The following is a 12,159-nucleotide window of genomic DNA, read 5'->3' as shown; positions in this document are numbered from 1 at the left end:
ATTTGTCGAAACATTTCACGCATACAAGCGTCTTACCTTTTGAACAGGAGATTTCCTGCGAAAGGTGGTCATTCTTTTCATGCGAGGCAAGAAAATGACGACAGGCAAATGGGTGTTGATCGCTGCCCTTTCTGTTACCTGTCTGCTTACCGGACTGGGAGCAGGGGTTCAAACGGCCGAGGCGCGCATCACCGATCTTGTAGCCAGCACTAGCGGTTCCTTCGCGGATACGGAACGGCACTGGGCCAAAAAAGAGATAGCGGAAGCCGTTCGTGCCGGGTGGGTGCAAGGATTTCCCGACGGGACTTTTCGCCCCGAAGTGCCGGTTTCCCAAGAACAGTTCATGGCGTTGGTGGAACGCATGCTGCCGGCGTACAGCGGACATGAGCCGGATGATTTTGCGCGGGATCTGTACCTGACGCCCGTAAAGGGACGATGGTCCGAGAAAACCTACAAACATTTGCTGGCGGCGGGCATCCTGCCCAGCGGAAATCCGCAAGATCCCCTGACGCGCGTCGAAGCGGCAAGGCTGACCCTGGCTGCGCTGGGAAAGCAGTCCGAGGGGGAGAAATACCGGGGAACGACGTCGCGGTTTTTCAGCGATGTTTCATTGGATAATGAGCATGAGGTACTGATGGTGTATCCGATTTATAAATTGGGCCTGATGACGGGCTATCCGGACGGGACGTTTCGACCTGATGACAAAGTCAGCCGGGCGCAGGCAGTCGTCCTTTTGAACAGGATCAAGGAAGCGCAGGAAGAGCTGTACCCGGGACAGGTGACAGAGGCAGAGCGCCAGGCGATGACAAAAGCGGTCGACAGCTTTGTCACTGCCGTTATGGATAAGGAAAAAATCCGCCGATACGACGATCTGGTCAGCCACGTGCAAAAGAACAAGCTGCCCGTCAGCGAGAAGTTCCTGCAAGAGCACTTCTCGTTCATGAAATACGAGGTCTATGATTTCATCCGCTTTCCGCGCTTTAACGAGCTGATCTACTACGCGAAAATCAGCGATGGAAAATACCGGATGACGGTTCAATACTACTCGGGAGAGCTGGGAGGAAGCGTCGACAGGACGTTCTACCTCGCATCCGGGGACGGGAAGAACTTCCGGCTGATCGGGAAAGACGAGTAGCATACGCAGCCTCGCCAGAAAAACAGCCATGCCTACGCTCATGTTTGAGAGCAGGCATGGCTGTCTTTTGTTCGGAATGCAGCGTCTGTTTTGTGACGCAATGTCCTCCCGCATCTCAATTCCGAAAAGGGAGGCCGGGTCTTCTGCGAAGAGGGTTCATGAAGAAGCTTCATGAAAAAGCTTCACAAAGAAGCTTTACTCCGCTTGAACTCCCAAATCAAGAGAACACCGACAATCACAAGAGGATAAAGCGCAGACCACCCGAGAAACGGATAAAGCCCGCCTGTGACGATCAGCGACGTCCAAGCCGAAAGCCGGCTGTAGCGGCTGTTTTTCAGGAGGCGGACGCCGGCCAGGCAGCCACCGATGTAAGTAGCAAAAAAGGTGGCATTGGGAAACTGGATCAGCCGGGTGAGATCGATCCAGCCCATGGCCAAAACCAGCAGCACAAAGCAAAAACAAATCGATAAAAAGAGCAGTCCGCCGACCGGCGTCCCGTATTTCGCATGGACGCGCCCAAACCACCGCGGAGCCGTGCCTTCCCGAGCCAGAGCGTAGGCGATCCGGGAGGCGGCGCCGATATAGGCATTGACCGTAGCGACGCAAATAAACAGAGCGGTCGCACCGACGAGCCATCCGCCAATCGGGCCCAAGGAGAGCTGAACCATGACACTCAGCGAAGCTTCCGACCGGCCCTCTCCGTAGCTGTGAGTCGCAACGGTCACGAGGGCGACAGCGAAGTAAAGCAAAGCGACGATGGCCGCGCTCCACAGGACGCCGCGCACCGCGTTTTTCTCCGGATCGACGAATTCCTCGGAGAGATGCGTCACCGCTTCCCAGCCGATAAAGCACCAGAACAGCAAGCCGGCCACCTGGACGATGCTCAGCCAGCCATGCGGGGCAAACGGGGTAAAGTGGCTCGCTTTCGCATGAGGCAAGGCAGCCAGTACCGCAAGCACCAAAATCGCCACGATCAAGGAAACGACAATGGTCTGGACGCGGCTTGCGACCTTCAGGCCAAATATATTCATGGCCACGACGACAAAAAGGATCAGTCCGGCAGCGAGATACACCTGAAGCTGGCTCCACTGCAGGAGAACAGCCACATAGTGGGAGGCGGTAACGGCAACAATCGGCGCGCCGACCGGAACCGACAGGAGGAAAAACCAGCCGACCATGTTTCCGTACCGGTCGCCGAAAGCCAGCCTGACGAATGTGGAGACGCCCCCGGAGCTAGGGTGCCGGGCGGACAAAAGCCCCATGGTGATGGCCATCGGCAATACGAGGATGGTCATGAACAGCCAGGCGAGGATGGAGGCCGGCCCAGCCATTTCTGCCGCCATTCCCGGGATAAGCAGCACCCCCGAACCGATAACGGCACCGATATACAGGGTGACGATATGGGGGAGCGACAAGGCTTTCGCCAGTTCCGATGTTTGTATTGTCGCGTTTTTCATCTGAATCCCTCTCCCGAATTGTTTTTATCTGTTGGTATCTGAAGTGTAGCATAGACGGTATCATCGGAGTTATCTATAATATTCGATAAGAAGAATCGAAAAAAACGATTTGAAAAGGGGAGGAGCCATGGATACCCGTTATTTGCAGACCTTTCGCGAAGTGGCGAAGTGGCACAGCTTTACCCGGGCGGCGGAAGTGCTGGGCTATGCCCAATCCAGCGTCACTACACAGATACAGAATCTGGAGCAGGAATTTGGCGCCACCCTGTTTGAGCGCTGGGGGCGCAAGATCAGGCTGACTTCCGCCGGAGAAGTCCTGTTGGAATACAGCGGACAACTGCTCGCGCTGCTTGACGAAGCGAAGGCCCAGCTGAGTGAAGAGGCGCAACTGGCCGGGACGCTGACCATTGGGACAGTGGAATCGCTCGCGGCTTTTTATTTGCCGCCCTATCTGCAAAAGTTTCGCCGCGAGCATCCGCAGATTCGGGTGCTGCTGAATCCGGGGATCTGCCATGAGCTCCGCCAAGGCGTCAAGGAGGGCAGCTATGACTTTGCGGTTGTGCTGGATTGGCTGCAATCCCACCCCGATCTGGAAAGCGTCAATCTCGGAGAGGAAAAGCTCGTCGTCATTGCGGCGCCCGATCATCCGCTCGCTTCCCGAAAGCAGCTCGAAGCGGCTGATTTTAACGGAGAGCAGTGGATTTTTCCCGAGGCGGGCTGCAGCTATCGGACGATGATCGAGGCTGTTCTCCGCGACAGCGGGACGAGCAAGGAGCCTTCGCTTGAATTTGGCAGCCTGGAAGCGATCAAGCAATGCGTCACATACGGTCTGGGGATAGCGCTTGTCCCGATGATTGCCGTGGCGGACGAAGTGCAAAAGGGGACGATTTCGGTCTTGAATTTCATGCATCCCGACATTCGCGTCTTCCGCCAGCTTGTCTATCATAAAAAGAAGTGGACGCCGCGGGCGATGCGCCATTTTTTCGATCTGCTGACAGAGGGGATGACCGCCGCAGACAGCATAAATGGCAAAAACAAAGCGGAATAGTTGCTTTTTTTATCCGGGGGTATGGAACCGATAGGAAAAAGAAAAATCATGTGGTAAGATAAATCATAGTTTGTTTGTAGAAGAAGGAGGTTCAATCCGCTCATGAACATGGTTTCTGAAAGCATCGTAAAAGATATGGCGCTTGCGCCGAATGGCCATTTGAAAATCGACTGGGTAAAAGAACATATGCCCGTCCTCAACCGTATCCGCGAGCGCTTTGAAAAGGAAAAGCCGTTTGCCGGACTGAAAGTTGCAATTTCCTTGCACTTGGAAGCAAAAACTGCCTACCTGGCGAAAGTGGTGCAGGCTGGCGGTGCCGAGGTAACCATTACCGGCTCCAACCCGCTCTCAACACAGGATGATGTGTGCGCGGCGCTTGTCGAAGACGGCATCCGCGTATTCGCGAAGTACAATCCATCTCCAGAAGAGTACAAAAGCCATCTGATCAAAACGCTCGAAACGCGTCCTGACCTGATCATCGACGACGGCGGCGATCTGGTGACCATCCTGCACAGCGAGCGTCGCGACCTTTTGTCCCAGGTGCGCGGCGGCGCCGAGGAAACCACGACGGGAATCCTTCGCCTCAAAGCCCTCGACAAGGAAGGCAAGCTCGAATTCCCGATGGTTGCCGTCAACGACGCGTTCTGCAAATACTTGTTTGACAACCGCTACGGTACGGGCCAATCCGTATGGGACGGCATCAACCGCACGACCAACCTCGTCGTTGCAGGCAAAACAGTGGTCGTCGTCGGCTACGGCTGGTGCGGCAAGGGCGTCGCGATGCGCGCCAAAGGTCTGGGCGCGAAAGTCATCGTGACCGAAATCGACTCCATCAAGGCGGTCGAGGCATACATGGACGGATTCGAAGTCATGCCGATGAGCGAAGCGGCCAAGCACGGCGATTACTTCGTAACAGTAACCGGAAACCGCGACGTCATCCGCAAGGAGCACTTTGAAGTTATGAAAGATGGCGCTATCCTCTCCAACGCCGGCCACTTCGATGTCGAAGTGAACAAGGTCGAGCTGGAGGCGTTGTCGAAATCCAAACGCACCGTTCGCAAAGATATCGAGGAATTTGTCTTGGCAGATGGTCGAAAAGTGTATCTCCTGGCCGAAGGACGTCTGGTCAACCTGGCGGCCGGCGACGGTCACCCGGCGGAAATCATGGACATGACCTTCGCCCTGCAAGCCGTTTCCCTTGAACACGTAAACAAAAACTACGAGTCGATCGGCAAGCACGTGCTGAACGTTCCGTACGAGCTGGACGAGATGGTCGCCCGCTACAAGCTGGAAGCGCTTGGCATCTCCATCGACAAACTGACAGACGAACAAAAAGCATACCTGGACAGCTGGGTCGAATAATTTCGCGAAACCCGTCCTTTCCCGGTAAAAAAATCAACGAAAAATCCTGCTTACCAAAGCAGGGTTTTTTATTTATAATAGCAGGTAGGAGGCCAAGTGGGGAAAAGTGGGGGAAAGTGGAGGCCAGCGACAGGAAAGTGGGGGACAGGCCGTGTTCATGGGTGAATACCAGCATAGCATCGATGAAAAAGGCCGGTTGACGATCCCCGCCAAGTTCCGTGAAGGCCTCGGAGCTTCCTTTGTCATTACCCGCGGGCTCGACCAATGTCTGTTCGTCTATCCGCCGGAAGAGTGGAAACTGCTTGCGGAGCGGCTGAAGACGCTGCCGTTCACCAAGGCGGATGCTCGCTCTTTTACGCGCTTTTTCTTTTCGGGAGCGGCGGAATGCGAGTGGGACAAGCAGGGAAGGGTAAATATACCGCCTACTTTGCGCGACTACGCGGCGCTTCAAAAAGAGTGCGTCGTCATCGGCGTATCCAATCGGGTAGAGATCTGGAGCAAAGACCGCTGGGAGAATTACTTTGCGGAGTCGGAAGGCTCTTTCGCCGAGATTGCGGAAAAGCTGGTGGATTTTGATTTATAGGAGACAAAAGAAAGAAAATACGGTGTGCCGGAACGATTCGGATGCACCCGTTGAATTGGGAGTGACGGCTTTGTCCTTTCATCATGTAACTGTATTGCGAGAAGAAGCCGTTGACGGACTGAACATCCGGCCGGACGGCATCTATGTGGATTGTACGCTCGGCGGTGCGGGGCACAGCAGCTTGATCGCTTCGCGGCTCGGGCCCGGCGGTCGTCTGATCGCCGTCGACCAGGATGACTGGGCGCTGGACAATGCGAAAGAACGTCTTGCTCCCTACATAGATCAGGTAACGCTGGTAAAAAGCAACTTTCGCCATCTGAAGGCGATCATAGCCGAGCTTGGGCTGGACGGAGTGGATGGCGTGCTGTTTGATCTCGGCGTTTCCTCTCCGCAGCTGGACGAGGGAGAGCGCGGGTTCAGCTACAATGCCGATGCTCCGCTAGACATGCGGATGGATCAGCAGGGCGAGCTTACCGCCTACGACATTGTCAACGAGTGGGACGAGCGGGAGCTGGCCCGAATCATGTGGGAGTACGGCGAAGAAAAATTTTCCCGGCGAATTGCCCGGCAAATCGTTCAAAGGCGACAGCAGGCCCCTGTGGAGACGACGGGAGAATTGGTCGAGGTCATTAAAGAAGCGATTCCCGCCGCAGCCCGCCGTACCGGTCCCCATCCGGCCAAGCGGACGTTCCAGGCGATCCGGATCGCAGTCAACGACGAGCTGGATGCCTTCCGTGATGCCATTGTAGATGCGATCGGCATTTTGCGTCCCGAAGGTAGAGTGAGTGTGATTACCTTCCACTCGCTCGAAGACCGGATCTGCAAGCAGGTTTATCAGGATTATTCCAAAGGCTGCATCTGTCCGCCTTCCTTTCCGGTATGTGCTTGCGGAAACAAGGCGACTGTCAGGATTGTGACCAGAAAGCCGATCCTTCCGTCAGAAGAAGAGCTGGAAAAAAACCCTCGCGCCCGTTCAGCGAAGCTGCGGGTCGCGGAAAAATTGTAAATCAAAATCTAGACGCTCGCAGCCAGAGCAAAAGGAGTGAGACCGAGATGAGCTACTACTACCGGGGAAATCTCGCGGTAGAACTGGAGAATTCACCAGGTTCCGGCACCAAGAAGAAAACGAAGCGGACAGTACGAATCAAACCGTCTATACCAACCAAGGAGAAGCTGATGTACCTGTTTTTCATCACCCTGGTTGTCGTAGGGGTCGTGCTGGTTGGTGTTCGTTATTCGCAAATCTCGCAGTACAACTATGAAATACAGCGCATGAAGAAAGAGATCAGAATAAACAAGGATAAGAACACCAGTCTTGAGCTGCTGATCGAGCAGCTCAGCAACCGCGATCGGATCATCATGGAAGCGGAGAGAATGGGCATGGTGTACAATCCGGAAGCGGCTCATATGGTAGGTCAATCCAAAAAGGCTGCGAAAAAGGACGAGAAAGGAAAACAGGCTTCCAAACAAAAGAAACAGCCATGACGAAACACGGGACGACAGCGAGCCCGGCCAAATGTTACTTGCGCAAGTAAGTAACATTTTTTCATAACGTCTTCGGAATGTAAGAGACTGTTCGGATGCAGAACCCCGGCTTCGTCGAACGAGATTCGATGGAAGCTTTTCTTTTGACTGTCACTTTTTCGTACGTAGCGAAATACCCATGGTTTGGAGTGAAGGAATAGATGGACATGAAACGGCGTGTCAATTTGCGCATTATCCTCCTTGCGCTCTGTGTTATCGTTATGTTTTCCTCGTTGACGATTCGTCTCTGGTGGATTCAGACAGTAGACGCGGCCGACATTATAAAAATAGCGCAGGTACAATGGGACTTGAAGAAAACGCTGAATCCCAAGCGGGGAGCCATTTTGGACAGAAACGGGGAAATTCTGGCGTTCGAGGGAAGGGCGTACGAAGTGAGCGCAAGGCTAAAGCCCCGCAATGACAAAGACAAGGATGTCGTAAAGGATCCTTATTACACCGCACAGGCGCTTGCGCCTGTCCTGAATGCGCCGGTGAATGAGCTCCTGCGACTCCTGACCAAACAATCCAAAGTTGTCGAGTTGGGGATGTACGGAAAAAGGATTACCGAAAATCAAAAGCTGAGCATTGAAAATTTGCAGTATCCCCAGCTTCCAAGCGGAGAAAAAGTGAAGGACAACCAACTCCCGGGGATCATCATCACCGAAACGACACGCCGCTACTACCCGAACAATAGCTTTGCGTCACATGTCCTCGGCTATTTGGACGTTTATGAAGAGAAACCGCAAATGGGGATCGAGCTCCAGTTCGACCCAGAGCTTCGGGGCGAAAAGGGAGATATGCATGTAGTCACGGACAGGGTCGGCTATCAATTGCCGGATGGCGAGCGCGAGTACAAGCCAGCCAAAGACGGATGGAACGTCTACCTGACGATCGACCGGACCATCCAGGACTACGTGGAGCAGGCGCTGGACAAGGCCGAGCAGGAGTACAAGCCAAAAGGGGCGACCGTCGTGGTGGCGGACCCGCAGACCGGGGAGATTCTAGCGATGGGCAACCGGCCGCAGTTCAACCCGAATACGTACTACAACGGGATTACCAACTTTACAAACCACGCCGTCACCACCATGTTTGAGCCAGGCTCGACCTTCAAGATTATAACGCTGGCGGCAGCGATTGAAGAGGGCAAATTCAACCCCGATACACCGTACCAGTCCGGGACGTACAAGAAGTTCAAGCCGCCGATCCGCGACCACAACGGCGGGGCGGGCTGGGGCAACATCCCCTTCCTGCAAGGGGTGCAAAGGTCGAGTAACGTCGTGTTCGTCATCATGGGATACGACTATCTCGGACCCGAGCTTTTGAAAAAATACTTTGATAAGTTCGGGATCGGAAAGACGACGGGCATCGAGCTGCCGTACGAGAAGAAAGGGATTTTGACCAACTTGACGAACCCGAAATCTCCGCGCGATATTGCCGTTACCACGTTTGGCCAAGGGGTGGCCGTCACCGCGATCCAGCAGGTGGCAGCGGTAGGAGCGATCGCCAACGGCGGCGAGCTGCTCAAGCCGCACATCTTGAAAGAAATGCGCGATCCGGTCACGGGAGCAGTCGTCAAACGAAGTCAGCGTGAAGTGGTTCACCGGGTCGTAAGCGAGGCGACGGCGAAGAAGACGCGTGACGTTCTGGAGACGGTGATTACTGGGGAATACGGTACAGGAAAGTCGTACAAGATCGACGGCTACAGTGTGGCTGGTAAAACAGGGACGGCCCAAAAATACGACGACAAAGGAAGGATCATGGAGGGGCAGCACTACATCGTCTCCTTTATCGGTTTTGCTCCCAAAGACAATCCGCGCTTGCTCGTCTACGTCGTCGTGGATGACCCGACGACGGACAAGGATTCCAGTTCGTGGGGAAGGCTATACGTAGCGCCGATCTTCAAATCCGTCATGGAGCGCAGCCTCCAGTACCTGCAGCAAAAACCGGATGCGGCTGGAGCCGAGAAGAATGCCAAGACGGTGACAGAGCAGGCGATCGCAAAGGCAGAGCAAATTCGCGAGGTCAGCATGCCCAAGCTCCTGGGGATGTCTACAACAGCCGCCAAGCTGAGGGCGGAGCAGGACAATATCGTCGTCAACATCATGGGAACGGGGACGAAAATCGTCAATCAATACCCGGCTCCTTATGAAAAGGTGGTGCCCGAATCGACTGTCACGCTTGTAACAGATCGGATCGAAGGTTCAAAAATGCCCGACTTCAAAGGAAAATCGCTGCGCGAAGTGATGGAGTACGCATCGCTGATGCAGCTCAAGATCACCTCCTACGGCGCCGGCTTCGTCACGCAGCAAAATATTCCCCCAGGCACAGTGCTGAAGGGAGGAGAGCAGCTGCAGATCACTCTGCAGCCCACGTCAGGGCCGCTTGTTCCCCTGCAGCAGCCGGGACAAGTCGCGGTGCCGGGAGCGGCGACGGATGCGGGTGGCGCTCAGCCGAACGGAAATCCGCCTGATCCCCAGGCCAGCGGAGGCAATTCTCCGGGAGCAGGGACGGCACCGCCGTCAGGGGCGACGCAAACGGCGGTGCCTGGAACCGCTCCGCCGCAAGGTAACGGCGGGACGGCGACTGTACCTGGAGCCCCTCAGACGGGCCAATCGGGAGGAGACATCCCGGCTTCGACATCAGGGCAAGCAGGAATGATACCGCCGGGCACCTATCCTCCGGCTTATCCGCAGGGAACCTACTCTCCTTATCCGCCGGGCACAGGAACGGCAGGGACAGCCATCCCGCAGGGAACGACAGCGATTCCGCCCGGAGGCTACACAGGCTATCCGGTCTATCCTGTCTACCCGGGGCAGCCTGCCGGTACGGGCCAGATTCCAGCCGTTCCCGCAGGACAAATGCAGAACGTGCCTGCGGGACAGGGGAACGTACAATACCAGTATCCCGGCCAAAACGCGGCAGTGCCGGGGACGCAGTAAACACTACGGCAGCGCCCGCTGTTTCCGCGAGCCGACAACCGCATAGCCCTTTGTTCTAACCCGTCCCCCCCTGGAATAAGGTAGGAATGAGACAACCTGTTTCATAAGGGGGGACTCGCTGTGCGGGTATCCAATGTAACCGTGAGACGCCGCATTTTCGTAGCGCTCGTGATCGGAATGGTGCTGTATACGGCTTTGATTGCGCGGCTTGGCTACGTACAGCTGGTCAAGGGACCGGAGCTGCAGGAGAAGGCGCTGAAGCTGTGGAACCGCAACATCGAATACGAACCGAAGCGAGGGCGCATTCTTGACCGCAACGGCAAGGAGCTGGTGACCAACGTCAGCGTTCCTTCCGTCGTCGCGATCCCGGTCCAGATCAAGGACCCCCACGGGACGGCAAAGCAGCTGGCGGTTTTGTTGGGGCAGCCGGAAGACGTCGTATACAAGGGCATCATGAAAAGAGAAAAGATTAACCGCGTCCCGGGGGGAAGAAAAATTTCCGAAGAAAAGGCGCGGCAAATCCAGGAGCTGAACCTGCCGGGAATTGTCGTGGTAGAGGACTCCAAACGCTTTTATCCCAACGGCACCATGGCGGCGCATCTGTTTGGCTTTACCGGCATCGACAACCAGGGCCTGACCGGGCTGGAGCGGATTTACGACGAATTCCTCAAAGGAAAACAGGGACATGTGTCTTATCTGGCCGACGCGACTGGCCAGACGATGCCGGGAGGGACAGAAGAATACGTGCCCCCTGTCGACGGCATGGACATGTACCTGACGATCGACAGCGGTATCCAATCGTTCATCGAGCGGGAGCTGGACCAGGCGGTGGTCGCCTATCAGCCGGACGATGTGCTCGCGATTGCAATGAACCCCAAGACGGGGGAGATTCTCGGCATGGGCAGCCGCCCTACTTACAATCCCGAGAAGTACAGGGATTATCCGAGCGAGATTTACAACCGCAACCTGCCGATCTGGAAAACGTACGAGCCTGGCTCCACGTTTAAGATCGTGACACTGGCCGCTGCCCTCAACGAAGGAGAGGTCAAGCTCGATGAAAGCTTTTTCGACCCCGGCTACATCATGGTCGCGGGCAAGCGGCTGCGCTGCTGGAAGCGGCAGGGCCACGGGCAGGAAACGATGCTGGAAGTCGTGGAGAATTCCTGCAACCCCGGTTTTGTCACGATGGGCCAACGGCTGCAGAAGGAAAGGCTGTTTGAGTACATCAAGAAGTTTGGATTTGGACAAAAGACGGGGATTGACCTGATTGGAGAAGAGAACGGCCTGCTTTTTAGCTTAAAGCGGGTGGGACCTGTCGAGCTGGGCACGACCTCGTTCGGGCAGGGCGTCTCGGTTACCCCGATCCAGCAGATGGCTGCTGTGTCGGCGGCGATAAACGGCGGCAAGCTGATGAAACCGTTCGTGGCCAAAGAGTGGAGGGACAGCGTCACCCACGATATCGTCGGGCGGACGCTGCCGACGGAGGTTCGCCAGGTCATCACTCCCGAGACCTCGGAAAAAGTCCGCTACGCCCTGGAAAGCGTCGTCGCCAGAGGAACGGGGAAGAACGCGTACATCGAAGGGTACCGCGTCGGCGGAAAAACTGGAACGGCGCAAAAGGTGAGGAACGGAAGGTACGTGAACGGCGAGTACATCGTGTCGTTTATCGGTTTCGCTCCGGCAGACGACCCGCAGATCGTCGTCTATTTCGCGGTCGACAACCCCAAGGCGCTCGCGTTCGGCGGACTGATCGCCGCGCCGAGCGTGAAAAACATAATCGAGTCCTCCCTGCAGCATCTGGGTGTTCCCAAACGCAAAGACGGAATTGAAAGGGAGGTAAACCGGGCGCTCGGGGACAAGAGTTATCTGGAGGTTCCCCAGATGGTGGGACTTTCGATGCGGGAGGTCGTGACGACCTATGATCAACTGCCGCTCGTTGTCGAAGGCAAAGGCACGCACGTCATCCAGCAGGCGCCAGCGGCCGGGGTGAAAATCGAGGAAGGCTCAAAAATTCGCATCTACCTTGGTGACAAATCAAGCGATTAGCTATAAAATGAGTATTCGGAGCGGAGCGGAAGAGGCTTGTACACAGGTGCTCACCCTCCGCTTTT

9 protein-coding genes are annotated in these 12,159 nt (G+C 55.7%); 8 read left to right on the top strand and 1 reads right to left on the bottom strand.

The window, feature by feature from the left end:
* Positions 1–79 precede the first annotated feature (79 nt).
* Positions 80–1,135 carry an S-layer homology domain-containing protein gene (locus tag Q3F21_RS04745; protein WP_340250317.1) on the top strand — a complete coding sequence of 352 codons (1,056 nt, stop codon included), beginning with the start codon at positions 80–82 and terminating at the stop codon, positions 1,133–1,135.
* A gap of 182 nt (positions 1,136–1,317) precedes the next feature.
* Here Q3F21_RS04745 and Q3F21_RS04740 read toward each other — a convergent pair whose 3' ends face one another.
* On the bottom strand, positions 1,318–2,592 hold the full coding sequence (locus Q3F21_RS04740; protein WP_340250316.1) for an APC family permease: 1,275 nt from the start codon (positions 2,590–2,592) through the stop codon (positions 1,318–1,320).
* Between the two features lie 127 nt (positions 2,593–2,719).
* Between Q3F21_RS04740 and Q3F21_RS04735 the strand changes: the two genes are divergently transcribed.
* The 7 genes from Q3F21_RS04735 to Q3F21_RS04705 all read left to right on the top strand — a co-directional run bounded on the left by Q3F21_RS04735 (position 2,720) and on the right by Q3F21_RS04705 (position 12,094).
* A complete protein-coding gene (locus Q3F21_RS04735) occupies positions 2,720–3,640 on the top strand; it encodes a LysR family transcriptional regulator (protein WP_340250315.1) in 921 nt (306 codons plus the stop codon).
* Between the two features lie 102 nt (positions 3,641–3,742).
* The gene (locus Q3F21_RS04730) at positions 3,743–5,002 is read left to right on the top strand and encodes an adenosylhomocysteinase (RefSeq protein WP_340250314.1); all 1,260 of its coding nucleotides are present in this window, start codon (positions 3,743–3,745) and stop codon (positions 5,000–5,002) included.
* A gap of 151 nt (positions 5,003–5,153) precedes the next feature.
* A complete protein-coding gene (mraZ, locus tag Q3F21_RS04725) occupies positions 5,154–5,585 on the top strand; it encodes a division/cell wall cluster transcriptional repressor MraZ (RefSeq protein ID WP_340250313.1) in 432 nt (143 codons plus the stop codon).
* Positions 5,586–5,646: 61 nt separating this feature from the next.
* Positions 5,647–6,591, top strand: coding sequence for a 16S rRNA (cytosine(1402)-N(4))-methyltransferase RsmH (rsmH, locus tag Q3F21_RS04720; RefSeq protein WP_340250440.1), 945 nt, complete (start codon positions 5,647–5,649; stop codon positions 6,589–6,591).
* Between the two features lie 47 nt (positions 6,592–6,638).
* A complete protein-coding gene (locus Q3F21_RS04715) occupies positions 6,639–7,070 on the top strand; it encodes a cell division protein FtsL (RefSeq protein ID WP_340250312.1) in 432 nt (143 codons plus the stop codon).
* Positions 7,071–7,270: 200 nt separating this feature from the next.
* Positions 7,271–10,048: a penicillin-binding transpeptidase domain-containing protein gene (locus tag Q3F21_RS04710; RefSeq protein WP_340250311.1), complete on the top strand. Its 2,778-nt coding sequence runs from the start codon at positions 7,271–7,273 to the stop codon at positions 10,046–10,048.
* A gap of 120 nt (positions 10,049–10,168) precedes the next feature.
* Positions 10,169–12,094, top strand: coding sequence for a stage V sporulation protein D (locus Q3F21_RS04705; RefSeq protein ID WP_340250310.1), 1,926 nt, complete (start codon positions 10,169–10,171; stop codon positions 12,092–12,094).
* The last annotated feature ends 65 nt before the right edge of the window (positions 12,095–12,159 follow it).

This window comes from Brevibacillus borstelensis, from assembly GCF_037834415.1.
Taxonomy (GTDB): Bacteria; Bacillota; Bacilli; order Brevibacillales; family Brevibacillaceae; genus Brevibacillus; species Brevibacillus borstelensis_A.
The sequence above is the reverse complement of the archived record's forward strand: the minus strand, read 5'-3'. Positions and strand labels throughout refer to the sequence as shown.

Bases quoted from the DNA above. Each gene is read 5' to 3' on its own strand.
- Q3F21_RS04745 (WP_340250317.1), top strand. From the start codon at position 80: ATGCGAGGCAAGAAAATGACGACAGGCAAATGGGTGTTGATCGCTGCC.
- Q3F21_RS04740 (WP_340250316.1), bottom strand. From the start codon at position 2,592: ATGAAAAACGCGACAATACAAACATCGGAACTGGCGAAAGCCTTGTCG.
- Q3F21_RS04735 (WP_340250315.1), top strand. From the start codon at position 2,720: ATGGATACCCGTTATTTGCAGACCTTTCGCGAAGTGGCGAAGTGGCAC.
- Q3F21_RS04730 (WP_340250314.1), top strand. From the start codon at position 3,743: ATGAACATGGTTTCTGAAAGCATCGTAAAAGATATGGCGCTTGCGCCG.
- Q3F21_RS04715 (WP_340250312.1), top strand. From the start codon at position 6,639: ATGAGCTACTACTACCGGGGAAATCTCGCGGTAGAACTGGAGAATTCA.
- Q3F21_RS04710 (WP_340250311.1), top strand. From the start codon at position 7,271: ATGGACATGAAACGGCGTGTCAATTTGCGCATTATCCTCCTTGCGCTC.